Source organism: Mesorhizobium sp. M0159 (genome assembly GCF_040322295.1).
In the GTDB taxonomy this organism is placed as follows: domain Bacteria; phylum Pseudomonadota; class Alphaproteobacteria; order Rhizobiales; family Rhizobiaceae; genus Mesorhizobium.
Map to the genome: position 1 here is coordinate 45,729 of NZ_JAMYTF010000013.1, position 26,438 is coordinate 72,166.

Annotated in this window: 20 protein-coding genes and 1 pseudogene; 5 read left to right on the forward strand and 16 right to left on the reverse strand. The window is 62.1% G+C overall.

Annotated features, from left to right (window positions below; genetic code table 11):
• Positions 1 to 1,173 (reverse strand): glycosyltransferase family protein, encoded by a 1,173-nt coding sequence (locus NKJ32_RS15485; RefSeq protein ID WP_352568348.1) that lies wholly within the window; start codon positions 1,171 to 1,173, stop codon positions 1 to 3.
• A 302-nt stretch (positions 1,174 to 1,475) separates the two neighbouring features.
• Between NKJ32_RS15485 and NKJ32_RS15490 the strand changes: the two are divergent.
• Positions 1,476 to 2,528: pseudogene (locus NKJ32_RS15490) on the forward strand (polysaccharide pyruvyl transferase family protein); the annotation flags it as partial.
• Between the two features lie 222 nt (positions 2,529 to 2,750).
• Here the strand turns inward: NKJ32_RS15490 and NKJ32_RS15495 are convergent.
• The 8 genes from NKJ32_RS15495 to NKJ32_RS15530 form a co-directional block, all read right to left on the reverse strand.
• Complete coding sequence (locus NKJ32_RS15495) at positions 2,751 to 4,214, reverse strand: lipopolysaccharide biosynthesis protein (RefSeq protein ID WP_352568349.1); 1,464 nt, start codon at positions 4,212 to 4,214, stop codon at positions 2,751 to 2,753.
• Positions 4,211 to 5,497, reverse strand: coding sequence for a glycosyltransferase (locus tag NKJ32_RS15500; RefSeq protein WP_352827984.1), 1,287 nt, complete (start codon positions 5,495 to 5,497; stop codon positions 4,211 to 4,213). Before NKJ32_RS15500 ends, NKJ32_RS15495 begins: the two co-directional genes overlap by 4 nt.
• 70 nt (positions 5,498 to 5,567) lie before the next feature.
• A complete protein-coding gene (locus tag NKJ32_RS15505; protein ID WP_352568351.1) occupies positions 5,568 to 6,647 on the reverse strand; it encodes a glycosyltransferase in 1,080 nt (359 codons plus the stop codon).
• Positions 6,648 to 6,678: 31 nt separating this feature from the next.
• Positions 6,679 to 8,010: a UDP-glucose dehydrogenase family protein gene (locus NKJ32_RS15510; RefSeq protein WP_023676312.1), complete on the reverse strand. Its 1,332-nt coding sequence runs from the start codon at positions 8,008 to 8,010 to the stop codon at positions 6,679 to 6,681.
• A gap of 85 nt (positions 8,011 to 8,095) precedes the next feature.
• Positions 8,096 to 8,962 carry an endo-1,3-1,4-beta-glycanase ExoK gene (gene exoK, locus NKJ32_RS15515; RefSeq protein WP_023676311.1) on the reverse strand — a complete coding sequence of 289 codons (867 nt, stop codon included), beginning with the start codon at positions 8,960 to 8,962 and terminating at the stop codon, positions 8,096 to 8,098.
• A 132-nt stretch (positions 8,963 to 9,094) separates the two neighbouring features.
• Entirely contained in the window at positions 9,095 to 9,496 is a 402-nt protein-coding gene (locus NKJ32_RS15520) for a hypothetical protein (RefSeq protein ID WP_023676310.1), read from the reverse strand.
• Between the two features lie 270 nt (positions 9,497 to 9,766).
• Positions 9,767 to 10,789, reverse strand: coding sequence for a glycosyltransferase family 2 protein (locus NKJ32_RS15525; RefSeq protein WP_023676309.1), 1,023 nt, complete (start codon positions 10,787 to 10,789; stop codon positions 9,767 to 9,769).
• Positions 10,790 to 11,244: 455 nt separating this feature from the next.
• Positions 11,245 to 11,574: an exopolysaccharide production repressor protein gene (locus tag NKJ32_RS15530; protein WP_245274682.1), complete on the reverse strand. Its 330-nt coding sequence runs from the start codon at positions 11,572 to 11,574 to the stop codon at positions 11,245 to 11,247.
• Between the two features lie 549 nt (positions 11,575 to 12,123).
• On the opposite strand from NKJ32_RS15530, the gene NKJ32_RS15535 reads away from it, so the two are divergent.
• Positions 12,124 to 12,801: a sugar transferase gene (locus tag NKJ32_RS15535; RefSeq protein WP_023676307.1), complete on the forward strand. Its 678-nt coding sequence runs from the start codon at positions 12,124 to 12,126 to the stop codon at positions 12,799 to 12,801.
• Between the two features lie 207 nt (positions 12,802 to 13,008).
• The gene (locus NKJ32_RS15540; protein WP_084641075.1) at positions 13,009 to 14,220 is read left to right on the forward strand and encodes a polysaccharide biosynthesis/export family protein; all 1,212 of its coding nucleotides are present in this window, start codon (positions 13,009 to 13,011) and stop codon (positions 14,218 to 14,220) included.
• A 127-nt stretch (positions 14,221 to 14,347) separates the two neighbouring features.
• Here NKJ32_RS15540 and NKJ32_RS15545 read toward each other — a convergent pair whose 3' ends face one another.
• A complete protein-coding gene (locus NKJ32_RS15545; RefSeq protein ID WP_023676305.1) occupies positions 14,348 to 15,619 on the reverse strand; it encodes an O-antigen ligase family protein in 1,272 nt (423 codons plus the stop codon).
• Between the two features lie 328 nt (positions 15,620 to 15,947).
• On the opposite strand from NKJ32_RS15545, the gene NKJ32_RS15550 reads away from it, so the two are divergent.
• Entirely contained in the window at positions 15,948 to 16,700 is a 753-nt protein-coding gene (locus NKJ32_RS15550) for an SDR family NAD(P)-dependent oxidoreductase (protein WP_352623308.1), read from the forward strand.
• Between the two features lie 41 nt (positions 16,701 to 16,741).
• Here the strand turns inward: NKJ32_RS15550 and NKJ32_RS15555 are convergent, their stop codons facing one another.
• On the reverse strand, positions 16,742 to 17,323 hold the full coding sequence (locus NKJ32_RS15555; protein ID WP_023676303.1) for a DUF1349 domain-containing protein: 582 nt from the start codon (positions 17,321 to 17,323) through the stop codon (positions 16,742 to 16,744).
• A gap of 37 nt (positions 17,324 to 17,360) precedes the next feature.
• Positions 17,361 to 18,797, reverse strand: coding sequence for an aldehyde dehydrogenase family protein (locus NKJ32_RS15560; protein WP_031211677.1), 1,437 nt, complete (start codon positions 18,795 to 18,797; stop codon positions 17,361 to 17,363).
• 177 nt (positions 18,798 to 18,974) lie between these two features.
• On the opposite strand from NKJ32_RS15560, the gene NKJ32_RS15565 reads away from it, so the two are divergent.
• Positions 18,975 to 20,006: a hydroxyacid dehydrogenase gene (locus tag NKJ32_RS15565; protein ID WP_352623309.1), complete on the forward strand. Its 1,032-nt coding sequence runs from the start codon at positions 18,975 to 18,977 to the stop codon at positions 20,004 to 20,006.
• Positions 20,007 to 20,031: 25 nt separating this feature from the next.
• On the opposite strand, the gene NKJ32_RS15570 is transcribed toward NKJ32_RS15565, so the two are convergent.
• The 4 genes from NKJ32_RS15570 to nirB form a co-directional block, all read right to left on the reverse strand.
• On the reverse strand, positions 20,032 to 20,517 hold the full coding sequence (locus tag NKJ32_RS15570) for a hypothetical protein (RefSeq protein ID WP_023676299.1): 486 nt from the start codon (positions 20,515 to 20,517) through the stop codon (positions 20,032 to 20,034).
• Positions 20,518 to 20,620: 103 nt separating this feature from the next.
• On the reverse strand, positions 20,621 to 23,575 hold the full coding sequence (locus NKJ32_RS15575; RefSeq protein ID WP_352827987.1) for a nitrate reductase: 2,955 nt from the start codon (positions 23,573 to 23,575) through the stop codon (positions 20,621 to 20,623).
• Between the two features lie 3 nt (positions 23,576 to 23,578).
• Positions 23,579 to 23,908, reverse strand: coding sequence for a nitrite reductase small subunit NirD (gene nirD / locus NKJ32_RS15580; RefSeq protein WP_023676297.1), 330 nt, complete (start codon positions 23,906 to 23,908; stop codon positions 23,579 to 23,581).
• 66 nt (positions 23,909 to 23,974) lie between these two features.
• Positions 23,975 to 26,425 carry a nitrite reductase large subunit NirB gene (nirB, locus tag NKJ32_RS15585; RefSeq protein ID WP_352623311.1) on the reverse strand — a complete coding sequence of 817 codons (2,451 nt, stop codon included), beginning with the start codon at positions 26,423 to 26,425 and terminating at the stop codon, positions 23,975 to 23,977.
• Between the last annotated feature and the right edge of the window lie 13 nt (positions 26,426 to 26,438).

Genomic DNA, 26,438 nt, shown 5'->3' on the forward strand with positions numbered 1-26,438 from the left:
CTATGCCAATGCTTCGGCAGCATATGGACCGGGAGCCGCAGTCAGCCCGCGGAGCTTTTCGACGAGCGCCCGGCAATCGGCGCGGTCGTAGCTCCATATGCGCGGATTGCGGGCGAGAACACGCGCCCTCAATGTCTCGAACCGATGCTGCTCCATCGTGCCGACGGCGGCTTCGAGCGCCTCGGGCGTGGCTTCTGGCAAAAGAACCCCTATGCCTTGCCGGTCAAGGAACCGGCCGGTTTCGGTGGCTCCCATCGAAATCGGCACGGCTCCGAAGCGGCAGCCCTCATAGAGCCGATTGGGCAGCAGCCATTCGGAGTTCAGGCCCTGCTCAAAAAAGTCGATGGCCCAGGAAAAGTGGACCTCGCGATAGATCGCCGCCATATCCTCGGGATTGCGGTAGGGCCCGCCAAACGAGAGCCAGGGTTCCGATTCGACGAAACCGTGGAAATCGGGAAATTCGGACAGCGCCGGCCGGCCCCTGAGGACGATTTCAAAGCGGCCGTCGAGGCGGCGCGAAAATTCGGCCAGAAGCTCCAGGGAGCGACGGCAGCGAAGCGCCCCGAACCAGCCGATCCGCCAAGGCGGCGCTACGGGGTTCTCCGGCGCCGCGCGGTCATCCAGCGAGGCCGCGGCTGGCTCGAAATACTTGTTTTCGAGCAGTTCGACCGGGGCGGCAATCTGTCCGAACGGCTTGAAATAGTTGGCGATGAAGGCCGGAGAGCTGGTCACCAGAAGCTTCACATCCCTGGCCAGGAAGCGTTCTGCGCCGCGCATCGCCCAGCCCAGCGGATCGTCGCGAAGCAGCAGGCGATGGATATCCAGGCACTCGTAGACGATCGGCACCGTTGCCTGGAAAGCCGACCTGGCGCGGCGGGCAAGCGCCAGCATTTCCAGATTGCGCGCGATAATGAGGTCGGGCCGTGGCATTGAGCCCAGCTTCGAGCCGGTCGAGACGACTGCCTTCATGATCGCGGCCAGACGTTGGGCGAATCGGCCATCACGAGTCGGGCCGAGATCGATCGGCTGCAAGCCCTCGACATCAGCAACTGCGCTTGCCGTACGACGAAAGCCCGCCAGCGTAACCTGGGCGCCGCCTGCCTTGAGCATTATGATCCGCCGGCGCACTGCCGGGTCGGAGACGTCGTGTACCAAGTACAAGACATGCAGCATGAAAACTCGACCGCTGTTGGCCCGCCCGCGACAATGCTAGTACAGCTCTTGCTGCATCGCAACATTTTTGGTTGCAGCGTAGCAAAGATCCCCGTTTTTTGTTGCACTGCAAAATCGATGGGTTAATCTCGCTCTGCTTGGGCCACATGGACCGCGCGTTGGCCTGCCATCGGGCTGCGCGCCAATAATCACGACGCGAGGACCATCCTTGGCGTGCAGCATTTTCGGCCAACCCGCCTGCAATCCGCCCCTTCGCACCCGTCGATGGAAGCACGGGACTACTCACGAAATGAGGTCATTCCATGAAGATCGCGGTTGAAAACACCGTCTGCCTGAATACCGGGGATGCAGCGATTCTCCTGGCGATCCGCCATGTTTTCAAGACGATCGTGCAAGACGATATCCAGTTCTACGTCTTCGACAGCCAGCCGGAGGTGGCGGCGAGGCTCTACACGAAGAAAGAGTATCCTGATCTCGAATTCCACAAGCTGCTGTCGGAATCGCTGTTCCGCTACAAATACGGCAGCGGGCTGAAGAACCTGTTCAAGCCGATCTACAATCGGCTCGTCCTCAATGCCCTGCGGCGGTTCGGCATCCGCGGCGTTCTCGGGCGTTTGTTCAGCTCAAGCAATCGCCGTGGTCTCGAGATCTACAAAGACGCCGACCTCGTGGTCACGACAGGCGGAACCTATCTTGTCGAGACTTACAATCTGGAACGGCGACTCAATCAATTCCGGATCGACGCGATTCTGGGCAAGGACCCCGTCTTCTTCACGCAATCGCTCGGCCCGTTCAACAAAAGTTACAATCGCCAGGAGTTGAGCCCAATCTTCGATCGGAGCCCGCTCATCCTGCTGCGCGACGAACGTTCGCGAGGCCACATTGTGGACATGGTGAAAGACCCCGGCAAATGCCACGTCGTGGCCGACGCCGTCTTTGCCCTGGCCGACACCGACAGGATCGGAAAAATTCTGGCCTCCGGCCAGTCGGCGACCGTCACCGGCCGCGTCGCCATTTCCGTCCGTCACTGGAACTATGTCAGCGACGGCGAGGGCGGCATGCGCCGCTACATCGACTCGATCCGCGCGATCGCGACCATCCTGGTCAGGGACCACGCCAAGGAGGTCACCTTCGTCTCCACCTGCCAGGGCGTGCCGGAATACGCCCATGATGATTCCAAGACGGCGCGGGCTATCGTTGCCGAACTCGATCCGGAGATCGCCAAGCATGTCAGCGTGGACGCTTCGTTCCACACGCCGGAGCAACTGATGGCACTGGTGAAAGGCTTCGACTTCGTTGTCGCAACGCGCATGCACATGATGATCATGTCGCTCTGCGTCGGCACGCCGGTGCTGCCGATCGCCTATGAATTCAAGACCAAGGAACTCGCCAAGCGGATCGGCGTCGCCGACCTGCTGCTCGACATCGACACGGTGACGCCCGAGGAAGCGAGCGAGAAGCTCGGCAGACTTACCGCCAATCTCGACCTCTATCGCAGGACGAGCCTTCAGGCAGTGCTTGAGGAGCATGCGTCGGCGATGTCGGCAGGTGAGCTTTTGAGGCCGGTGATTGCCGGCCTAGCGGGCGTTGCGCATGGCGCTGGAAAGCGTGGTGAACAGGGCGCTGCGCGACTGGCGAAGGGCAAGCATGAGGACCAGGCCGATCGAATAATTGAGGGCAACCGCCAGGACCACCGCGAGCAGGTCTGACTGGCCGGTCAGCGATGCCGGCAACTCGCGGTACACGGACCAGGCAAGCAGCGACGACGCGATGAAAAGTCCCTGCATGACCAGGAAGTCGGCTGCGGTCACCGGGCCGACCCGGTGGACAAGAACGGCAAGCACCGGGACGCGCAGCACATAGCCGCTGATCGCATAGGCCGCCGCGACACCGACGGCGCCCCAGTGCAGGCCGATGATGAAGGCGGCGACCGTCGTCAGCGACGAGTAGATGCCCCAGTGGAACATGGTCTTGGTCTTGCCCTGGCAGATGAAGATCCAGCCGGTGGTGCTCGAGACGGACTGGATCAGGCTGGCGATGCCCAGCCAGGCGAAGATCGGCGCCACCGCTGTCCAGCGCTCGCCGAAGAGAAGCCCGACGACCTGGTCCGACGTCAGCGTCAGCGCCGCGATGCCGGGCATAGTGATGGCCGCCAGCATCCAATTGGTTCGCACATAGATGTCGCGAAACCGCGCCTTGTCCTCATGGATGCGGCTCAGCAGCGGCACCATCACGCGTGTCAGCGGCTGGTTGATGTTCTGCAGCGGAAACAGCAGGAGCTTGTAGGCGCGGTCATAATAGCCGAGCTCGATCGCGCCCGAATATTTTCCGATCAGGATGTTGTCGAGATTGCGCGAGAAGAAGTTGGCCAGATTGAAGCCGGTCAGATTGGCGCCGAAGGACAATATGTCGGTATCGACCTTCAGGTCCGGCCGCGACGGCGTCCAGCGCGCCACCTGCCATGCCGCGGCCAGCGCGACAACAGCCGATACCGCAGGGCCGATGACCAGCGACCAGTAGCCCAGCCCCGCATAGGCGGCGATTGCGGTAGTCGCAAGTCCGGCAGCAGCGGTTATCACGTCGTTCAGCGCGAGCTGGCCAAAGCGCAAGTGACGGTTCATCAGCGCCAGCGGCACCGCGGCGAGGCTGCCAAGCAGCAGCGGCAAGGCAGAGCCGATGGTGATCCCGACCATGCGTTGATCGCCATAGAAGGCAGCGATGGCGGGCGCCAGGCATGCAACCACCACGGCACTGCCCAGCCCCACCAGCGCACTGATCCAGAATACCTGGTTGAGCTGCTCGGTGCTGATATCCTTGCGCTGGACCACGGCCTGCTGCAGGCCAAGGTTTTGAAGCAGCCCGACAAAGGCCACGATCGGCCCGACGGAAGCCACCAGGCCGAAATCCTCGGGCACGAGCAGACGCGCAAGCACGATGACGGAGAGAAACTGGATCGCCATCTTGAAGCCTTGCGCGCCGATCGTCACCACGCCGCCGCGCAGGGCGACGCGACCGAACTGGGGGGGCGGGTTGGCGTTCATGCCGGCTGCCTGGCTTCGGCCAGCTGGGCAACGATCTGCGCAAAACGTTCGTTGAGTACGTCCGCGTTGAAATCCTGCTCGATCTTGCGGCGCGCCGCACGTGCGATGCGCTCGCATTTGTCCGGGTTCTCGGCCACCCAGACAAGCTTGCGGGCCAACGCCGCAACGTCTCGCTCCGGTGCGAGGAAGCCTGTCTCCTGATCCTCGATCAGTTCGGGAATGCCCGAGTGATAGGTGCTGACGACGATCAGCCCGGCGGCCATAGCCTCCATCAGCGCCACCGGAATACCCTCGAGATCGCCGTCTCGCGCGGCAACGCTGGGCAGCAGGAATACGTGGGCATCGCGCAGGCACTGCTTGACCTCGGCGTGCGGACGCGGCCCGAGGAAAGTCACCCGGTCGGCAATGCCGAGATTTGCGCCGAGCTTCTTCAACTCTTCCAGCAATTCGCCGCCGCCAATCACCGAATAGACCCAGTCGCGCCGCGGCAGGCTGGCGAGGGCGCGAAGGGCGAATTCGATGCCCTTCTTTTCGGTCAGCCGGCAGACCGAGATGAAGGACAGCGTGTCCCGGTCCCAGGAACGCCAATGGTAGCCGATCTCACCGAGCCGCACGCCCATATGGTGAACCATGACTTGCGCCGGGGGTGCTCCGACGCCGATCAGGGCGTCGCGGAAAAACGCGTTCACCGGGAGCTGGAGAACGCCCTTGTCGAAGACAACCTTGTAGCGCGTGAGCGTGTTGTCATGCAGCGGTTCGCCGACATCGCGGCCGTGGAATATGGTCACCAGCGGAGCGGAAATCCGGCCTCGTTTCATGGCGCGGGCGACGCGCATGCCGTTATTGCCGAAATGCGCGACGATCACATCGGCGTTCTGCAATTTGCGCGCAAAAGCGATGTCGATAGCGGTCGAGAGCTTATCCCAGAACCTGCCCGACCATCTCCTGAGCGTCGGGCGAAAGCGCCCCAGCCCGCCCCACCAGCAGACGACCTTGCCAGGGAGAGCCTGCCAGCGGCGATCGTCGATGTTGCTGTCCTTGCCGAAGGACGTCTCGTTGCAGACGACGCCGACTTGCATGCCGCGCTCGAGGCACCCTTCTATCTGGTCGAGGACGAAGGTCTCCGACAAAGAGGGGAACTTATCAACTACGAAGCAAATCTTCATCGGATGGACGATCTTTCGAGGCCGGTCGGCGATCTGCTCGCGCGGATGAGGGCTGACGCCCGTCGCCACCGTGCGAGGCGCCTCAAGCGTCTGGTGTTGTGCGTGTCTTTGTCCCAAGGCAGCTCCCACCCCGGTCAGGCGCGAGAGCCGGCTTTTGGGCAACGTGCATGGCTTTGGACGAAATGCATCAGGCGGCACGCTCCAGCGCGCCTTGCCTGGCGCGGTCGAGAACGCCGAGAAAAGTCGCGAACTGGCTGTCGGGGTTCATTTGGGGCCGCTCCGAAAACAGCTGCGCCGCCGCCGACAGCCGATCGTACTCGGCCTTGTCGCTCCATAGTCGCCTGACCGCGGCGACCCAGTCGTCGAGCGGTGCATCATAGTCGAGCACCACGCCGCCGGCGCCAATCGCTTCCGGCAGGCCGCCGCGACGGGACCCGACGACTGGAATGCCGCTGCAATGGGCCTCGGATGCCACCCGCCCCCAGGCTTCTTCCCATTTGCTGGGCGCCAGCAGAATCTTGGTGCGGCCATAGACGGTCTTCATGTCGCTGGTGCGGCTTTCCAGCCTGACGTTGCGCAGCGGGGCGATGATCTGTTCGATCTGCGCCCGATGGTCGTCGTCGAGCTTCCAGCTTTCGACGAACAGGAACGGAATTTCTGGGCATTGGCCGGCGATGCGCACGGCGAGTTCGAACCCTTTTTCATTGTAAGGATTGATCAGCGTGACGAATTCACCGGTGGTCGGCGTGCTGTAGAGCCCGGGATTGATGGTCGGCGGGATCACGGTCGAATCGATGCCGAACCTTTCCTTATAGGTGCGCGCAGTGAATTCGGAGTTGGCGATATAAAGCGCCGAATGCAATTCGCGCAGGTCGCCGGCCAGTTCGTGGAATTCGACGTTCCGCAGATAGACCACCAGCGGCACGCCGAGCGCCTGCAGCGCCTTTCCGATCGGCACCGATTTGTGGCACTGCACGACGGCGACATCGGGATCGAGCCGTTCGACCGCGAAGCGCGCCGCCTCCCAGGGAAACCATGCCCGCACGACCGGATAGCCGGGATAGCTGTCGATGACCGCTCGCTGGCGAAGCAGCTTCATCTTGGCGCGCGCCTTGAAGCCGAACATGCCGTCACCGAACAGCGCCGCCAGAACCGAGGCGTCATGACCGTGCTCGCGCAGCTGCTCGACCAGATGATGCGTGCTCGACTGAACGCCACCGCTGAACTGCGGCGTGTAGCCGTTGCCGCCCGCAAACAGAACTTTCATGGACCTGGCTCCTTGCTGGACCGCCCTAGCGTCACGCCGCCATTCTGCCGATGCTGTGGTATTCGATGCCGTGGCGGGCGATGACCTTGGGGTCGTAGAGATTGCGTCCGTCGAAGATGACGGGCGTGGTCAGCGCGTTCTTCAGCGCATCGAAAGACGGCGCGCTGAAGCTTTTCCACTCGGTCACGATCAAGAGCGCATCGGCGCCTCGCAGCGCGGCCTCCTTGGTGCCGCACAGTTGCAGGTCGTCGCGCAGCCCGTAGATCGCCTGGCATTCCTGCATCGCCTCCGGATCATAGGCCTGCACATTGGCACCAGCGGCCCAGAGCGCTTCCATCAGCGTGCGGGCCGGGGCCTCGCGCATGTCGTCGGTATTGGGTTTGAAGGCCAAGCCCCACAGCGCAAATGTCTTGCCTTTGAGATTGCCCTTGAAATAGCGGTCCACCTTCTCGAACAGGACCGACTTCTGCTGGTTGTTGCGCTCCTCGACGGCACGCAGCAGCTTGGCGTCGAACTTGACGGCCTCGGCGGTCTTGATCAGGGCACGCACATCCTTCGGGAAGCATGAGCCGCCATAGCCGAGGCCCGGATAGATGAAGTGGTAGCCGATCCGCGGGTCGCTGCCGATGCCCTTGCGGACCTCCTCGATGTCGGCACCCAGTTGCTCGGCTAGGTTGGCCATTTCGTTCATGAAGCTGATCTTGGTCGCCAGCATGCAATTGGCCGCGTATTTGGTGAACTCGGCACTGCGCACATCCATCACGATCATCTTTTCGTGGTTGCGGTTGAACGGCGCGTAGAGCTCGCGCATCACCGCCTCGGTGTCCTCGTTGCTGGTGCCGACGATGATCCGGTCGGGCTTCATGCAGTCGCTCACAGCGGACCCTTCCTTGAGGAATTCCGGATTGGAGGCGACGTCGAAAGCCAGATCCTCGCGCCCGCGCGCCTTCAGCGTTGCGGCGATCCTGGCCTTTATCCTTTCGCAGGTGCCGACGGGCACGGTCGACTTGCCGACGACGATCTTGGGCTCGTCCATCTCACGACCGATGGCCTCGGCGACGGCCAGCACATATTTGAGGTCGGCCGAACCATCCTCGCCCGGCGGCGTGCCGACGGCGATCATCTGGATCTGGCCATGCTTGATCGCCGCGGCGGCGTCGGTGGTGAACTTGATGCGGCCGGCGGCATGGTTCTCCTTGACCATGCTTTCGAGCCCAGGCTCGAAGATCGGGACATGACCCTGGTTGAGCCGCTCGACCTTTTTTGCATCGATGTCGACGCAGACCACCTGATGGCCGACTTCGGCAAGCACCGCCGCCTGTACAAGACCGACATAGCCGATTCCAAAGACAGTCAAATTCATTCGGTTTCATTCCTGTTCAAGGTTTCGGGCCTGTTCGAGCTTCGGTTTTCCGACCACCTTCGGCCCGGCCGGTTCAGATGCGCTTCTAGTTTGTGTTGCATGCCAGCGATTCGGGGAATTGGCAGGGCTGGCCAAGTGCGGTGAATGCAACGCGATCCACCTGCATGGTGAGCTTGCGGCCGGGATCGGAGAACGGCCCCATCCAGCCCTTCATTGTATCGCTGCCCCAAAGGCTGAAATAGATCCTTTGCGAATGGGTGGGCAGCTTCGCCGGATCGGTGATCTCGTGGACAAGCTTGCCGTTGACGTACCAGCGCAGCCGGTCCTTTTCCCAGACGAAGGCGTAGTCGTTGAAGGCCTTGTCGGTGCCGCCAGCGACGTCGACCAGTTTCTCGTTCTTGCCTTTGCCGGCTATGTAGGCGTTGACCTGAACCTTGGACGTGTCCTTGGTCAGCACCTCGAAGTCGATTTCATCATGCGGCTGCTTGTCGGCATCGCCGACGAAGCTGAAGAATGCCGCGTTGACGCCGGAGCCCGTGTCGGTCTTCATCCGCGCCTCGTAAGTGCCGTAGCCGAAGCGCTGCTTGGTCTGGATCTCGGCGCAGGCGAATTCGCGATCCTTCAGCTTGCGCTTCTCGAAACCGAGCGTCAGCATGCCGTCGGAAAGCCCGATCAGGCTTTTGGACCAGGTGCAGTTCTGATGCTTGCCGTTCGTCCAGCCGTCGGAAATGTACCAGCGCGCGCGACTGAGGCTGGTGAAATCATCGACAAAGGACGGCGCGGTTGGGAGATCCTGGGCGCGCACGGGGACCAGGCCCGCAACCATGCTGCCGAGAACGACCAGCAGAAACGCGCCGTCTGAACGGAGCCGCCGCAGCTTGCCTGGGATCGGGCGCGTGAACGGGGTGCCTCGGGTTGCCGGGGCGGGCGTGCTTTTAGGATCTGCGTTCATATCAAACTCACCTTGTGCTGTGCGCCCCCAAAGCGATCGTTCGAACCGTGACGAAACAACCTGATCTTGACCTCTGTCGCTCCCAAGCTCCGTGTTGTGCCTAAAACCATTGCGCCGACTCGGGGTGTTCGCTCAGCCTGTGCCGGAATCGGCGGGCTTCACAAAATCGGTCCTTATGTCGGGGCCGTTCTGCCGATTCTCATCGAAGATTTCATCCAGCGAATGACGGAGATCCTTCATCATCTGCTTCTGGCGCGAGAGCGCCGCGATGCGTCGCTCGCAATTCAGGATCGACCTGGTCAGTTCGCCGACTTCGGAGGACTTGCGGGAGGAGACCGCTCCGTTCTCCATGGCCTCGACCAGGAAGGCGGCATTGGTAGCCGTTGTCCTGTAGCGGTTCTCAAGCCCGTTCTTCTCTGCCTCGACCTCGGCCGAGATCTGGTCCAGCAGCTTTGCCAAGCGATCGAGGCGCGAGGTGTCGGTCTGCGTGTCGCGCGCCGGATCTCTCGATCGGAAGCGAAAGATCGAGGCCATGCAGTCAGCGCCCCATCATCGTCGAGCTGGTGACCGGCCTTGGCGCCCGTCCGCGTTCAAAAGACATTTCTTGCATCGTCCAGCTCCTCTGACAGGGGGATATCTTGGGCCAGTTCGGTTGGCCGTCCAAAATTGCTGCACCGCAACATAGATTGCCATTCCCTGCGCGGATAGGCAACCACCTAGATCGTAAACTCATGAATCTCGTTGAAACCGTCCGAGCCGACCGAAGGGTAAGGGAGTAGCTACCGCCGTCGCACGTTGACGGGCCTAGCTTTCGCTGGCCGTGCTGGTTCCGGCCATGAGGAAGCGCAGCGGCGGCACATGCTGACGCTTCGCGGCGAGGCCGGCGCGGCGAAACAGCGCATCCAGCTTATCGGAGGCGACGCCGCGGACGACGGCTGTGAGGTTGGACGAGCCGGCCAAGGCGTAGGCCGCGGCCGGCGCCAGCCCGCGCTCAGCCTTCACGTCTAAAAACTTCCGCAACCGGTATTTGTCGCGGATGTGCCGCTCGTGCCTTCTCAGCGCAGCCTTCGATGCCTCCGGCAAACTGTCGATCGCAAGCAGTGCCAGGTCGGCATCGGCCAGATGCTTCAGGTCCTGGGTCTTGTGCCGTCCGCTCAGCGAATCGGCGCGCACGATCGCGCCGTAGCCACAGGATTTGATGACCTTGAAGCGCGCGCCATGGGCAACCGCGCGCGCATAGAGTTCATAGTCTTCACCCAGGCGCAGCTTCTCGTCGTAGCGCAGCCCATGCCGATCGAGAAAGGCGCGGCTGATCACTGGCTTGAGGAAGCCCAGTTCCCCGCGTTGCACACGGCGCCTGGAGATGTTGGCGTCGATGAAACCCTCGAAATCGAGGAATTCCGGCTCGGGCGAGAACGGTGGAGCAACGATTTTCGAAACGTCGGTTGCCGCGTCATCCCTGACAAGCATGATATTGTCTGCGGCGAAATCCCAATCGGTGCTGGCGAACAGTCTGTGAAACCTGCCTTCGAAAAAGAAATCATCAGCGTCCAGAATGCTGATGAACGGCGACCTGGAACCGGCTATCGCGGCGTTGCGTGCAAAGGATGGGCCGCGATTGACGTCGAAGCGGATGACGGAAAGGCGGCCCGTGCCGTCGCCGGCCGCGTGGGCGACTTTCGCGGTATCGTCGGTGGACGCGTCGTCGACGACGACAACTTCCGCAACCTCAGGCTCGCGTAATGCCGATGCAATGGCAGCCGGGATTGTCCGCGCCGCATTGCGGGCGGCGATGATCACGCAGACCTGGAATGATGTCATGGACATGCCTCTCGATTGCAGAAGTCGTTGCGGATTTCCTCGCCCCGTCCGCTCAATGCCCCACCGCCCATTCTGAAATGCATCGGCCCAAACGCCTATGCTGCAAGTGCGAAGCAAGCATCGCCAAAATCATCGGCGCCGTCCAGTTTTTCATTTTGCTGGGTGTCATGGCCCGGTTGGGCAGGCGGCGAGCCTCAATCGGGATGGCTCCAGAAATGCGCCGCTTTGGCAGAGCCGTTCCTACACGCTCTATAGAGCGCTCGACTGGCAGAAACCAGTTGCTGATCCTCGCCGACCGGACGGCGGCGGGGCGGAGCGAGCGCGTCGAGGCCCGCAGTGTCAAGGAATTGAAAGAACAGGAATGCCGACTGCCGGTGTTGTTGAGGCGAGCAATTCGTCAGAGGACCGGCGAGCTTAACCACAGGTCATATGGACATCGCAGACCGCGGCCAGGCCCGAAATCAGTGAAGGCCTCTCCTGGCGCTGAGTTTCTCGCCTTCGGCCGCTTCGTTCGAACTCAGCTTTCGTTCAGCGTCGCGAATTTTGTCGGCCGGGGTCGGGGCATTTCTGGCGACCATGGCAAAGACCAGCAGAAAATAACCCAGTTGGATGACTATGGCACAGCCGATGACGCGAAACAGCGTCGTACCGAGCGAGGCGCCGCCCAAATAGGACCAGACGATCACGATCGCCAGCGCAAAACACATTCCGATAATGAACTTTGGCAGTGACATACCCGATAGCCCATCAACCGGCTCGGGAAAAAATGTCGACAAGCCCACCCCGAGCACCTCCCTTAAACTCTGCGAGCTTATTTAGGTTGCCCGCGTCTGGCCGGTTGCTTCCGGCCTAGCCCAATCTGTCCATAGTCCGACAGAAACAATTTACAACTCTATTGAGCCGCGCAATAGGCGGCAAGGGCAGCTGCGGAATAAATTTTAAACGAATCCTCGGGATCGACTCTGCCATGGTGCAACGCACACGTCGGCATCACCACTGATTGCCGGATATCGACTCGCTCCAGTATGATTCATAATATTGAATAGTATTTTATCATAACATCAGTCATTATCTTGAAATTCTAAATGACGGCAAAGCTCCACAGGAGGGTATAAAGAGCGATTCGCCTAAAATCAGCCCAAAAATTGGACTAGCTTTTCCAAAATTGCCCATAATCTGTCTCTTTTGCGACATAAATGGGAAATTTTGTGCAGGACGAGTTTATTATTTAGTCAGTTCATGACGCGACTATTACAGCCGTCTGAGAAATTGTGTGTTGCGCTGCAACATTTTTTTGGTATCGTGCGGTAAACCATCCGTTCAACGTATGGAGTTTACGCATGAGGGACGTAGCCAAGCCGGCCGATGCGGATTTTTCGCAGGCCGGCGTCGATTTTCCGCCACCGATTGGCGGCCTGCTCAAACGCAGCTTCGATATTGTCGGTTCGCTGATCGGCCTGGTCGCTCTCAGCCCGCTGTTCGTAATGATAGCGCTGCTTGTCAGGTTTTCCGATGGCGGGCCGATTTTCTATGGTCACAGCCGAATCGGCCGCGGAGGACGGATTTTTCCGTGCCTCAAGTTCCGCACCATGGTTCCAGACGGCGAGCGGGTGCTTGCTGCCTATCTCGCCGCGAATCCGGAGGCCAACGCCGAATGGATAGCGACCCGCAAGTTGAAGAACGACCCGCGGATCACGCGCGTCGGAGCGGTGCTGAGGAAGCTCAGCCTCGATGAGTTGCCGCAGATCATCAACATCCTGCAGGGGGATATGAGCCTGGTCGGGCCTCGTCCCGTGGTGCGCGATGAGCTGGAGATATATGGCAATTCGGCCGTCTATTACCTGAAATCGCGCCCCGGCCTCACCGGGCTTTGGCAGGTCAGCGGACGCAACGATGTTTCGTATGACAGCCGCGTCGCATTCGACAGGCACTATGTCGAGAACTGGTCGATGTTCGAAGACATTCGCATCATCATCAAGACCGTACCTGCGGTCTGGATGTCGCGAGGCTGCTACTGACGGCCGCTTGCTGGCCGTGCATCGAGGAGCGACTGTCCAGAATTCGGGCCCAGAACTCAGGCCCCTAACTCAGGCATCGGCAGCTCATCGGGCGGGGCAAACCAGATCGGAAACGCTCAGTTGAAAGCAGATATAATCGATATCTTTTGCACCGGCATTCTCTCCAGACGCATGCGGCGAGTACGGCTTTTGACGACTTGCCTTACAATGGCGACCGGCCTGACGCTGTCGCTAGCCCTGCCACAGTTTGCCTTCGCCGACGACTATCGCCTAGGAGCACAGGACAAGCTGACCATCCGCGTGGCGGAATGGCAGACCGTCGAAGGCACGTTCCGTGACTGGTCGGCCATCAATGGAGAATACACGGTCGGCCCCGCTGGAACCTTGTCGGTTCCCTTCGTCGGCGAGATGCCCGCATCCGGCAAGACGACTTCGGAGATCGCGGCATCGCTCGGTGAGGCGCTGCAGCGCAAGCTCGCTCTGGCCGACAAGCCGGAGGCTTCCGTCGAAATGGCGCAGTACCGGCCATTCTACATCTCTGGCGAGGTGCAATCGCCCGGCCAGTATCCTTGTGTGCCTGGGTTGTCCGTGCTGAAAGCGATGAGCATTGCCGGCGGAGCCCGGCGGAACCCGGAGAGCGGACAGCGCTACGACCGCGACCTGATCAATGCCAAGGGCAATTTCGACGTACTACAAGACCAATTGGTCAGGCTGACCGTCAAGCGCGCCCGCATCGAAGCGGAACTAGCGGACAAGCCGACATTCGCGGTGCCGAAAGAGGTGGCCGACGATCCGAAGCTGCCCAGCATCGTTGCCGATGAGACGGCGATCCTGGCGGCCGACCAGAAGAAACTCAAGCTGCGCTTGCAGGCGCTCGACGATTTGAAGGCACTGCTGCAAAGCGAGATCGATTCGCTGCAGAAAAAGATCGTCAACCAGCAGAAGCAGGTTGATCTGGCGAAGGAGCAGCTCAACGGCATCGGCTCGCTGGCGCAAAAGGGGCTGGTCGTCAACACGCGGGTTTTGAACTCGCAGCAAACCATCGCCGACCTCGAGGGCCAGATCCTGGATTACGAAACGGCGATTCTCACGGCCAAGCAGTCGATCAGCAAGGCCACCCAGGACGCCATCGATCTCGAGAACACCCAGAACTCCAGCCTCGCGACCGACCGGCAACAGACGGAAGCCGATCTCAACGAGGTGACGCTGAAGCTGAATATGGAAAAGGCCTTGATGTCCGAAGCCTTGTCGGGCAGCCCCATGCCGCAATTCTACGGCAACAACGAACCAGCGGCCTTGTCATTTTCCCTGGTGCGGGTGGTCGACGGCAAGACCAGCGAAATCACCGCCGATGAAGACACGCCGGTGCTGCCAGGGGACGTGATCAAGGTCAAACCGGCGCCCATGGCCATCCAGTAGCTTCTTTCCACCGGAGCAAAGCACCAACCCCGCAGGCAGCGGTCTGCGGGGGGTTTTTGCGTTTGGGATCTTATGGGTCAGAAAACAAGGCGGCCTTCGGGCAACGAACCGCCTGGATCCGCCCGCTCTAGCCTCGCACGGCGTCCGGTTCCTCGAGATGGTTCACGGCGCTCCACCGGGAAGGAGCGACGGCCGGCACCCTCACCAGCTTGAAGTAGCTGTAGTACAGCAGGAACGATCCCATGATGTAGGGATTGAGGGTCTCGACCTCGACGAAGGATCGGATGAACAGAAGCACCATGACGCCGGCAAGAATCACGGAGTCGGCTTGCCATGTCCTGAATATCAGCGCCGAGACGTGACCCCAGAGCGTGCGCAGGATGATCAGCGAAAGCAGTGTCGCGCCGACGAAGCCGAGTTCCACCAAGGTCTCGATGTAGGTGTTGTGGAAGTGGAAGCCGCTTCGCGCGGCGATATAGAATTCGTTCCACAGCCGCTCGGCCTCGGAGAAGCCCTGCACCCAATAAGCCGCGTAGCCGACGCCGAGGATGGGCGATTGCTGCGCGGCATTCCAGCCCTGTTGCCAGAGGTAGGTTCGTCCGGTGAGCGTCGAATCCTTGCCGAAAAGGCCAAGGACAAAGTCCATCAGCCCGAGATTCAGCGCAATCACGGTGCAGGCGACCAGCCCGCCCGCACCGATTATGAAAATCACCCGGCGATGGCGGAGCGAAAGCAGCTTGCCGATGGAAAGCAGGGCGACCAGAGCGAGAACCGCCGGGGTCGACGCCATCGAAGTGGCCGAATGCGACACGACCAGCAGATAGCCCGACAGAAGGACGATCGGTACAATCAACAAAAAGCTTATGCGTCCGCGCCTGAGAAAGGCGAGGTAGACAACGCAGAAATAAATGCCGAGCGATGCGACAAAGCCGATCTGGTTCTTGGAGCTGAAAGCGCCGACGAAATTGTATGTCCCGTCGAGAACGTCGTAGGAATAACTTGCGACCTTGAGCGAGTAGAGCAGAACGACGAAAATCCCGATCAGGGCGCCTATGGTCAAGGTCCGGACGCTGACGGTGCGCGCGGCAATGTAGGCGCAGGCGATATGGGAGCAATATTGGACGGCCGTTCTTGCCGTGGTGCCGGGAGCCGCCGACCAGAACACCGAGAAGCAGACATAGGTTGCAAAGGCCAGCGGAAGCCAGGCGCTGGAAGCGTGCCTTAATATCTTGCGGTAGTCGACCAGGATGAGCGGTAGCCAGACCGCATAATAAGCCAGGATCATGGCCTGGCCGAAAATGGTCGAGTAGGAGAACGCCCAGATCGAGACGGCAACGGCAAAGCTGCCATAGACCGTGTTCTTGTCCGGATCGATCAACAGAGATTTTGGAATCTTCATCTCGATAGCGGTTTTCCGTCCTTGCAGCTCAATGCCGATTTCATGGGCCGCTCGTGGGCCGATTCGTCAGATCGATGGGAGCCTCGCCTGCAGGCGCTCGCATTGTGCAGTGCAATATAACCCATCCGGCGCCGCCTGTCACCCGGATGCCAACCGGGCGCGTCGTTCCAGCCGTTCTCTCCATACCGGGCGAGACGATTTGGCCAGAAGGCAGTGCCGTACAATTGACCGGTGCTGGCCCATCATAAGCTGTTCTGAGGTTGCAAGTCCGCGCTTGAACTTGTCCGCCGTTGACTTCACATTCGCCGCCCATTGGGAGGAAGACCACATGCCGATGAGTTTCGCGGGACGATTTGCCGGACGATCTGCTGTTATCACCGGCGGCGCCTCAGGCATCGGCCTGGCCGTCGCGCAAAGGATCACTGACGAAGGCGGGCGTGTTTCGGTCTGGGATCGCGATGCCGCCCAGATCGAGCAGGCCAAGGCCATTGTTCCAGGCCTGCACAGCGTCACCTTAGACGTCGCCGACCCCATAGCGGTCGAAGCCGCCGCCGGAGAGACGATCGAAGCGCTTGGCGTGGTCGATGTCCTTGTCACCAGTGCTGCCATCACCGGGCCGAACATGACGACCTGGGAGTATTCGGTGGAGGATTGGCGCCGGGTCACCGACATCAACATCAACGGCGTCTTCTTCTGCAACAAGGCGCTGGTCCCGCATATGCTCGAACGCAATTACGGCAGGATCATCAACATCGCCTCGATTGCCGGCAAGGAAGGTAACCCGAACGCCTCGGCCTACAGCACCTCCAAGGCGGCGGTGATCGGCATGACCAAATCGCTCGGCAAGGAACTGGCCAAGACCAAAGTAACGGTGAACTGCGTCACGCCGGCGGCCGTGCGCACCGCGATCTTCCAGCAGATGAGCCAGCAACACATCGACTTCATGCTGTCCAAAATACCGATGGCGCGGTTCGGCGAGGTCGAGGAGGTGGCGGCGCTGATTTGCTGGATCGCGTCCGAGGAATGCTCGTTCACGACGGCGGCCGTCTTCGACGTCTCCGGCGGCCGGGCGACCTACTGAGGCGGGGCCGGACGCAAACCGCCCGACCGGATCGCGGCGCCTCAGTCGTGAAGCTCCCGCGAGATCGGCGGGCCGATCGAAAAATCGCTGAATGTCACTTCGAAGCCCTCGCGCTGCGGCGAACAGCACATCATGCCGACATCGACCGTTTTCGACGGCGGGAAATAGGCAAGCCGCACCGGTTTCCAGTGCTTGTCAGATGCGTCGCGATACTGGACGCGGATCGTCTCGGCATGGCGGGTCATGCGGATCCTGACCCCGTCCGGATCGGCCGGAATGCTGGCCAGCGACCAGTCGGAGGCATCGTTGGTGACGACGACGGAAAAATACATCAGCCCGTCGGTGTATTCGATGCCGGCCTTGATCCAGTGCGTCTCGCTCAGGCGGACCATAAGCCCGGCCTGATCGTAAAGTACCTCATAGTGCCCCTTGACCGTGACTTCGGCGCTGAAATCGCCCTCGACCTCACGATAGAGGAAATGGCCATTGTCGCGCCAGAAGCCGTAGAACGTCTCGCGCCAGAAGTCGGTCTCCTCACCGGTCCGTACATGCACCGTATTGTTGCCGAAGGCGTGGTGCGGCGGCGGATTGAGCCAGGTCAGGTCCGTATTCTCAGATGCCATCGACTTGCTCGCTGCCTGGCTGGTCTGCCGCCTTTTCTTAGCCGGCAAACGTGTAAGCGGTCTTCACCGTGGTGTAGAACTCTGCGGCATAGCGGCCCTGCTCGCGCGGGCCGTAGCTCGATCCCTTGCGCCCGCCGAAAGGCACGTGGAAGTCGACGCCGGCCGTCGGCAGATTGACCATGACCATGCCGGCTTCCGAATTGCGCTTGAAGTGCGTGGCATGCTTGAGGCTCGAGGTGCAGATGCCGGACGTCAGCCCGAACGGCGTGTCGTTGGCCACCGCCAGCGCCTCGTCATAATCCTTGACGCGGATGACGTTGGCGACCGGGCCGAAAATCTCCTCGCGCGAGATGCGCATGGCGTTGGTGGTTTCGGTGAACAGCGCAGGCTGCAAATAGAAGCCGCGGGTTTCGCGATCGAGCCGCTCGCCGCCGAAGGCGAGATCGGCACCTTCCTGACGTCCGATGGCGATATAGTCCTCGTCCTGTTTGAGCTGGCTCTGGTCGACAACCGGCCCGATCTGCGTCTTGGCATCGAGAGCGTCGCCGACGATCAGCTTGGCCATGCGGTCCTTGAGCACCTCGACGAAGCGGTCGTGGATGCCGTCCGTCACCACCAGCCGGGACGACGCCGTGCAGCGCTGGCCGGTCGAGAAGTAGGCACCGTTGATGGCGCAGTCGACGGCGACGGCAAGGTCGGCATCGTCGAGCACCACAAGCGGGTTCTTGCCGCCCATTTCGAGCTGGAACTTGCGCATGTGCTCGACGCTGGCGGCGGCGACGCGCTTGCCGGTGCCGACCGAGCCGGTGAAGGTGATGGCGTTGAGGTCAGGACTGTCGAGCATGGCCTGGCCGACCACCGAACCTTTGCCCATCACCAGGTTGAGCACACCCTTGGGCAGCCCGGCGCGGTGCAGGATGTCGACAATGGTCCAGGCGCTCTCCGGAACGAGTTCCGCCGGCTTGAAGACGATGGTGTTGCCGTAGGCCAGCGCCGGAGCGATTTTCCAAGCCGGAATGGCGATCGGGAAATTCCACGGCGTGATGATGCCGACGACGCCGACCGCTTCGCGGGTGATCTCGACGCCGACGCCGGGCCGCACGCTTGGCACCAGCTCGCCCGACAGGCGCAACGCCTCGCCGGCGAAAAAATCGAATATCTGGGCGGCCCGCACAGTCTCGCCGATGCCCTCGACCAGTGTCTTGCCTTCTTCGCGCGCCAACGCCCGGCCTATTTCATCTTTCCGCGCGGTGATCTCGTCCGACGTCTTCCTCAGCACCGCATGGCGTGCCAGCAGGCCCGATCGGGACCATGCCGGAAATGCCGCTTTCGCCGCGGCGATGGCCTGCCGAGCATGCTCCGCGCCCCCCGATGCATATTCGCCGACCACGTCGTCGAGATTGGACGGGTTGATGTTGCGGGAGCCGGCATCGCCTACCCACTCGCCATCGATGAGGTTCTTTCGAAACGGGATCATGTTGCTGTCTTCCTTGTCGTCCTTCGATCGCCGTCTATCTGGACCACCGACCGCCGCACCGCAAGGCCGAAGAAGGCAAACTTCTCCTTCTCGACAGGCATGTGATAGGTGTCGGGGGCGGGAAAAGACGATTCTTGTGTGGTGCGACGCGGATCGCACGGGAGGTAAAGTATCATGTCCGACAGCGCCTTGCCGCTGGTGATCAGCGCACCCGAACCGCGCACGCTCGACCTGATCTTCACGCCGGCTGCGCTGGCGAAATTTCGATCGAAATACCGCATCGTCGAAACATCGCCTGAAGGTGTCGCGGCGCTGCCGGCCGATATCCTTGGCGAGGCGCGCTACATTGTCGGCCAGCCGCCGATCACGCCGGAGACGCTGGAGAAAATGAAGGCGCTGCGCTGCGTCTTCAATGTCGAGAGCAACCTTATCGACAACATGCCGTACGAGGCGCTGTTTTCGCGCGGCATCCATGTCGTCACCACCGGGCTGGTGTTTGCAGAGCCGGTGGCCGAGCTCGGCCTTGCCATGGCGCTCAACCTCGCCCGCGGAATCGTCGACGCCGATCTCGCATTTCGTCAGGGCAAGGAGCTGTGGGGCGGCGACGGCAACCGGACGGCGCGGCTTCTTTCCGGCGCGGATGTCGGCATTATCGGCTTCGGCGATCTTGGCCGTGCGCTCAACCGGCTGCTGTCAGGCTTTCGCACGCGGACAAAAGTCTTCGACCCGTGGCTGCCGCCGTCGATCCTGATCGAAAACGGCGTCGAGCCGGCCTCTCTTGACGACGTTCTGTCGAACAGCGATTTCGTCTTCGTCGTCGCTTCGGTGACCAGCGAAAACCAGGGCTTCCTCGGCGCCGAGGCGTTTGCCAGGATGCGCAAGGGAGCCGCTTTCATCCTGCTCAGCCGAGCCGGCGTGGTCGATTTCCCGGCACTGATGGACGTCGTCCGCAGCGGCCATATCGTCGCCGCCAGCGATGTTTTTCCTGAGGAGCCTCTGGCCCAGGATCACCCGGTCCGTACGTTGCCGGGGTTCCTGCGCTCCGCCCACCGGGCCGGCGCGCTTGACATCGCCTTCAAGCGGATGGGCGACATGGTGCTGGAAGACATGGACCTGATCGACCGCGGCCTGCCGCCGATGCGTTCGAAGCGGGCCGAGCGTGAGACCGTTTCGCGAATGCGTTCGAAGCCGGTCGACAAGAATTAAGCCGCCTGCCGACGGTCGCACATGCTCAGACGGTGAAGGACCAAAACAGGCAGGCCAGTGTCGCTGCGGCGAAGATGACGAAGAACAGGCTTCTCAACAAGATGTTGCGGCGCAGCTCGTTGATGAACAGATGGCATCCGACGACGCCTGCGACAAACAGGAAGCGCCAGTTCAGGAGTGCGGAGAGCACATCGCGCTGACCGAAAGCAAATCTCGCGGCGAGACATCCAACGATGAGCGCAAACAACACGATGACCGTCCAGAAGATCGCATCGGCGGCATGTGTCAGGACGATGCCAGCGAGCCTGATCGGCAGAACCATCATCAGCAGTGCGCTGAAAAAATAGATCGCCGCGAGCGGAATGAACGTCCCCGCATCGGCGACGTCGCTCAAGCGCTTGGCGCCGATCGCGCCATAGGGATAGCCATGCCTGGCCACCGCCAGGCTGAGCGCCATCAGCAAGGCCGTCAGCACGGCGGCAAGCGCGAATGAGGTCAGGGCTTTGCTCATGAGGCTCCCGTTCCGAGCGAATCGAAGTCAGAACGTTGGTAGCCCATGGTTTGTAAATTGCTAGTAAGCATCATGCAGCGGCGCGGCAGAGTTCCTCGGCGCATCACTCCGCAGCTTGCAGACGCCGCCCGTCGATAATGGTCTTGATCTCGACGCGGCAAGAGCCGCAATTGGTGCCGGCGTGAAGGGCGGCGCCGATTGCCGCGACGCTGGTACAGCCGCCGCGTACCGCTTCCGCGATCTGGTTGGCACCGACCCCGAAACAGGCGCAGACGATGGCACCGCGGTCGACGCTGTTGCCGCCCGGCCGCCCGGCGACAATCGCCAGCCGCGCCTGCCGATCGGCATGGTCAGCACCAAGTTGTTCGACCGCCCAGCCGCGCGACACCGCTACCGGGGTAGGCGCAAGATAGAACGCGCCGACCAGCCGATTGCCTGCGAAACGGGCGAAGCGATGGTGCCCGCCGGCGATGTCGTGATAGGCGAGCGTCTCGCCTTCGAGGCCGAACAGCGAGGCGGCAAACCCGGTCCAGTCACGGCCGGACTGCAGCGCAATTTCAAGGCGCCAGCCGGCGGGGCAGCGGGCGAGGCTCCAGTAATCGGCGTCGATCGATGCGGGTCGTTCGGCAAGCACGGCGAAGCCGAAGGCAGTGGCGGCGAACCGCTGGATGCGGGCGGCAACGTTCTTCGAGGCCGGCTGACCTGAAATCGCATCGGTCGTCGGCGGGACCAGTGCATCGACACGCGCGCGGGCGGAGATCTGATCGGTCCAGTGCATCGGAACGAATACAGAGCCTTGGCGTTGGCGCACCGTCACCAGCGCGCGGACCAGCACCTCGCCATGGCCAGTCGAGACGCGCACGATGTCGGCATCGCCGATACCATAGTGCTGCGCATCCGCCGGGTGGATTTCGACGAACGGTTCGGCCATGTGCTGCGACAGGCGCGGGCTCTTGCCGGTCCGCGTCATGGTGTGCCAATGGTCGCGGACGCGCCCGGTGTTGAGGACGAGCGGGTAGTCCGGGTTGGTGCGGGTTTGTGCGGCTGGGCGGATGGCAATGAAGCGCGCCTTGCCGTCGGGCGTGTAGAAGCCGCCATTGGCGAAGAAGCGGATGCTGGCTGAGCTATGTCCAGCCTGAACACCCCCCTCTGGCCTGCCGGCCATCTCCCCCTCAAGGGGGGAGATTGGCGGTTTTGCCGGCTGCGCCCACTCATCAACCTGGGAGACTGGCGACAGCCGAGCAGCAGGCTGATCTCCCCCCTTGAGGGGGAGATGGCCGGCAGGCCAGAGGGGGTCATCTGCGACGGCCTCCACCTCGGTGGGGCGACCCGGAGAGGTCGAGACTTCACCACCGACCCCACCCCGTCCCGCTTGTTTCGCTTTGCTCAACGCGCGTGCCGACCCTCCCCTCAAGGGGGAGGGTGAGGCCGGCGCTGGCCATTGGAACGGCAGAAGATCCTCATAGGCCTCTGCACCGATATCGCCATACGCGCCTATATCAAAATCGCGAACGCCATCATTCTCGAATGTCGACAGCGCCGCGTGCTCGGCGAAGATGTCGGCCGGCGACACATGCGAAAAAGCCTCGCCGAAGCCCATCCGCTTGGCGACTTCAGCGATGATCCACCAATCTGGCCTTGCCTCGCCGGGCCTGGTCAAAAAAGCCCGCTGGCGCGAGATGCGGCGCTCCGAATTGGTGACGGTGCCATCCTTTTCGCCCCATGCGGAGGCCGGCAGCCGGACATGGGCGTGGCGGACCGTGTCGGTCTCGCCCAGCACGTCCGAGACCACAACAAACGGGCAGGCCCTGATCGCCGCCTCGACGGCATCGGCGTCCGGCATCGAATCGACCGGGTTGGTGGCCATGATCCACAGCGCCTTGATGCGTCCGTCGGCCACCGCTTGGAACATCTCGACCGCTTTCAGGCCGGGTTTTTCGGCGACGGTTGGGGCATTCCAGAAGCGCTGCACGCGTTCGCGGTGCTCGGGGTTTTCGATCTCCATGTGGGCGGCCAGCATGTTGGCCATGCCGCCGACCTCACGGCCGCCCATGGCGTTGGGCTGGCCGGTCACCGAGAACGGCCCGGCGCCGGGCTTGCCTATGCGGCCGGTGGCCAGATGGCAGTTGATGATGGCGTTGACCTTGTCGGTGCCCGAAGACGACTGGTTCACGCCTTGGCTGTAGACGGTCACCGTCTTCGCCGTCGCGGCAAACAGGCTGTAGAAGCGGGCCAGTTCGTCCTCACTGAGACCCGTGGCAGCCGCGATGCCGGCAAGATCGAGCGCCGAGGCGGCGAAAAGCGCTTGCCCGAAGCCGGTCGTGTGCGCCGTGATATAGGTGCGGTCCAGCGCGTTGTGCTGGCCGAGATAGGCGAGCAGCCCGGTGAACAAAGCGACGTCGCCATCGGGCGCGATCGCCAGATGCATGTCGGCGATGTCTGAGGTCATGGTGCGGCGAGGGTCGATCAGCACCACCTTCATCTCGGGCCGCTTTTCCCGGGCGGCGGCAATGCGCTGGTAGAGTACCGGATGGCACCAGGCGAGATTGGAGCCGACCAGCACGATCAGGTCGGCAAGTTCCAGATCCTCGTAATTTCCCGGAACGGTGTCCGAGCCAAAGGCGCGGCGGTGGCCGGCGACCGACGAGGCCATGCACAGACGCGAATTGGTGTCGATATTGGCCGAGCCGATAAAGCCTTTCATCAGCTTGTTGGCGACGTAATAGTCCTCGGTCAGCAACTGGCCGGAAACATAAAAGGCGACCGAGCCGGGGCCGTGTTCGGCAATGGTTTGCGAGAAGGTCGAAGCGACAAGGTCGAGCGCTTCGTCCCAGTCGGTGCGGCGACCGTGGATCTCCGGGTATAGCAACCTGCCGTCGAGGTCGATGGTCTCAGCTAGCGCCGAGCCTTTGGAGCAGAGCCGGCCGAAATTCGCCGGGTGGTCCGGGTCGCCGCGAACGGTTATTTCACCGTCCGCGGCGACCTTCGCCAGCACGCCGCAACCCACCCCGCAATAGGGGCAGGTGGTCCTCACCTCGCGCGCTTCATCAATCTGCATGGTTCACGCCGCGCGGCTGGCCAGCGCTTCCAGCGCAATGAACAGCCGCTCGCCGTCGATCCGCACGGCAATGGTGCGCACCGCGCCCTCGTCCGCGCCGAGCGCCTTGCCTGTCTCCAGCGAGATCACCCAATTGTGCAAGGGACAGGTCACCGCCGTGCCATGGACGATGCCCTGGCTGAGCGGCCCACCTTTGTGCGGGCAATGGTCGTCGATGGCAAAGACCTGATCGTCGGCCGTGCGAAAGACGGCGATCTTTCCTTCCGGCGTGGCGACGCAGCGCGCGCCGCGACGCGGAATGTCCGAGAGCGTGCCGATCGATACCCAATTCATGTGGCCATTCCTCTTTTGCGCGTGTTCTTGTCCGAAAACCGCATTCCACTTTTCGGGAACACGCGCCTACTCCGCCGCCTGGGCAAAGCCGACCGAAGCCATCGGCCGGAATTCATGCTTGTCCTTGCCGGAAGCACGTTCCGACCATGGGTCGACCTGGGCGAATTTCTGCGAAAAGACGAAGCGGTCGAAATAGGCTTTGCGCTTCTCGCCATCGTCCATGATCTGACGCTTGATCTCAGCTATGCCGACGCGCTTGGCCCATTTGTAGATACGCTCGAGATAGCGGCCCTGCTCGCGATACATCTGCGTCAACGCCACGATATGCTCCAGCGCCTCGTCCTCGGTCTTGACCAGGCCGAGCACTTCGGTGCCCTTGATGTCGAGACCGGCGGCGCCGGCGAAATGGATCTCGTAGCCGCTATCGACGCAGATCACGCCGACATCCTTGCAGGTCGCCTCGGCACAGTTTCGCGGACAGCCCGACACCGCCATCTTGACCTTGGCCGGGGTCCACGAGCCCCACATGAATTTTTCGATACGGATGCCCAAGCCGGTCGAATCCTGCGTGCCGAAGCGGCACCAGTCCGAGCCGACACAGGTCTTCACGGTGCGCAGTCCTTTGGCATAGGCGTGGCCAGAGACGAAGCCAGCCTGGCCGAGATCGGCCCATACCGCCGGCAGGTCTTCCTTGCGGATGCCGAGCATGTCGATGCGCTGGCCGCCGGTGACCTTGACCATCGGGATCTCGAACTTGTCGACGACGTCGGCGATGGCGCGCAATTCGGCGGCGTTGGTGACGCCGCCCCACATGCGCGGCACCACCGAATAGGTGCCGTCCTTTTGGATGTTGGCGTGGACGCGCTCGTTGATGAAGCGCGACTGGTAATCGTCGGCGTATTCGTCGGGCCAGTCGCAGACGAGATAATAGTTGAGCGCCGGCCGGCATTTGGCGCAGCCGCAGGAAGTCTTCCACTCCAGTTCCTGCATGACGGCGGGAATGGTCTTCAAGCCCTTGGCCTTGATCAGCCGGCGGACCTCGTCATGGCCAAGCGCGGTGCAGCTGCACATCGGCTGGACCGCCGCGGGATTGTATTTGTCGCCGATGGTCAGCACCATCAGCTTTTCGACCAGCCCGGTGCAGGAGCCGCAGGAGGCCGACGCCTTGGTGTGGGCGCGCACGTCGTCGAGCGAGGTCAGGCCCCTGGCCGTAATCGCGCCGGTGATCTTTCCCTTGCATACGCCGTTGCAGCCGCAGATTTCCGCATCATCCGGCAAGGCTGCAACGGCCGCCATAGGGTCCAGGGGGGCGCCTCCCTGGTAGGACTGGCCGAAGATGAGCGTATCGCGCATCTCGGATATGTCGGTCTGCTTCTTCTTGAGGTCGTTGAACCAGGCGCCGTCCGCCGTCTCGCCATAGAGCACGGTGCCGATGATGCGGTCGTCCTTGAGTACCAGGCGCTTGTAGACGCCGGCCGCGGCATCGCGCAGCACGATCTCCTGGCGGTCATCGCCCTCGGCGAAGTCGCCGAGCGAGAACAGCTCGATGCCGGTGACCTTGAGCTTGGTCGGCGTGTCCATGTGGACGAAAGCCGCCGCCTCATTGCCGGCCAGATGGCTGGCGGCGACGCGCGCCATTTCGTAGAGCGGCGCGACCAGCCCGTAGACCTGGCCGTTGACCTCGGCGCATTCGCCGATTGCGTAGATATCGGGATCGTTGCTGCGCATGCCGGCGTCGACGACGATGCCGCGATTGACCGCAATGCCGGCTTCCTTCGCCAGCGCCGCATTCGGCCTGATGCCCACCGCCATGACGACGAGCGTCGCCGGGATGACTGTGCCGTCGGCAAGCTCCACCCGCTCGACCTTGCCGTTGCCGGTGATCGCCTGGGTGTTGGCCTTGGTGATGACCTTGATGCCGCGTTCTTCAACCGCGCGCTGCAGCAGATAGCCGGCGGCTGGATCGAGCTGGCGCTCCATCAGCGTCGGCATGACATGCAGCACGGTGACGTCCATGCCTTGCGCGTTGAGGCCGGCCGCGGCCTCCAGCCCGAGCAGGCCGCCGCCAATGACCACAGCCTTGGCCCGCGACTGGGCGGCAAGCATCATGGCCCGGACGTCGTCGAGATCGCGATAGGTGAGCACGCCCGGTAAGTCATGGCCCGGCACCGGAATGATGAACGGCACCGACCCGGTGGCGATGACAAGCTTGTCGTAGGGCTCGGTCACGCCATGATCGGAGGTGACGGTCTTTGCCTGCCGGTCGATGGCGACGATCTTGTGGCCCTTGTAGAGGGTGATGCCGTGCTTGATGTACCAGCCGTCGCCATGGATGATGATCTCCTCATAGGCCTTTTCGCCCGACAGAACCGGCGAGAGCATGATGCGGTCGTAGTTCACGCGCGGCTCGGCGTTGAAGATGGTGACCTGGTAGCGCCCAGGCGCCTTTTCCAGGAGGTGCTCCAGCATGCGCCCGGGGGCCATGCCGTTGCCAATGATAACGAGTTTCTCGGTCATGTCCTGATCCACT

Coding starts and splice junctions, on each gene's coding strand:
- NKJ32_RS15565 (WP_352623309.1), top strand. CDS start 18,975: ATGTCCGACAGCGCCTTGCCGCTGGTGATCAGCGCACCCGAACCGCGC.
- exoK (WP_023676311.1), bottom strand. CDS start 8,962: ATGAACGCAGATCCTAAAAGCACGCCCGCCCCGGCAACCCGAGGCACC.
- NKJ32_RS15485 (WP_352568348.1), bottom strand. CDS start 1,173: ATGCTGCATGTCTTGTACTTGGTACACGACGTCTCCGACCCGGCAGTG.
- NKJ32_RS15510 (WP_023676312.1), bottom strand. CDS start 8,010: ATGAATTTGACTGTCTTTGGAATCGGCTATGTCGGTCTTGTACAGGCG.
- NKJ32_RS15535 (WP_023676307.1), top strand. CDS start 12,124: ATGAGGGACGTAGCCAAGCCGGCCGATGCGGATTTTTCGCAGGCCGGC.
- NKJ32_RS15570 (WP_023676299.1), bottom strand. CDS start 20,517: ATGAGCAAAGCCCTGACCTCATTCGCGCTTGCCGCCGTGCTGACGGCC.
- nirD (WP_023676297.1), bottom strand. CDS start 23,908: ATGAATTGGGTATCGATCGGCACGCTCTCGGACATTCCGCGTCGCGGC.
- NKJ32_RS15545 (WP_023676305.1), bottom strand. CDS start 15,619: ATGAAGATTCCAAAATCTCTGTTGATCGATCCGGACAAGAACACGGTC.
- NKJ32_RS15575 (WP_352827987.1), bottom strand. CDS start 23,575: ATGCAGATTGATGAAGCGCGCGAGGTGAGGACCACCTGCCCCTATTGC.
- NKJ32_RS15505 (WP_352568351.1), bottom strand. CDS start 6,647: ATGAAAGTTCTGTTTGCGGGCGGCAACGGCTACACGCCGCAGTTCAGC.
- NKJ32_RS15495 (WP_352568349.1), bottom strand. CDS start 4,214: ATGAACGCCAACCCGCCCCCCCAGTTCGGTCGCGTCGCCCTGCGCGGC.
- NKJ32_RS15525 (WP_023676309.1), bottom strand. CDS start 10,789: ATGTCCATGACATCATTCCAGGTCTGCGTGATCATCGCCGCCCGCAAT.
- NKJ32_RS15520 (WP_023676310.1), bottom strand. CDS start 9,496: ATGGCCTCGATCTTTCGCTTCCGATCGAGAGATCCGGCGCGCGACACG.
- NKJ32_RS15540 (WP_084641075.1), top strand. CDS start 13,009: ATGGCGACCGGCCTGACGCTGTCGCTAGCCCTGCCACAGTTTGCCTTC.
- NKJ32_RS15550 (WP_352623308.1), top strand. CDS start 15,948: ATGCCGATGAGTTTCGCGGGACGATTTGCCGGACGATCTGCTGTTATC.
- NKJ32_RS15555 (WP_023676303.1), bottom strand. CDS start 17,323: ATGGCATCTGAGAATACGGACCTGACCTGGCTCAATCCGCCGCCGCAC.
- nirB (WP_352623311.1), bottom strand. CDS start 26,425: ATGACCGAGAAACTCGTTATCATTGGCAACGGCATGGCCCCCGGGCGC.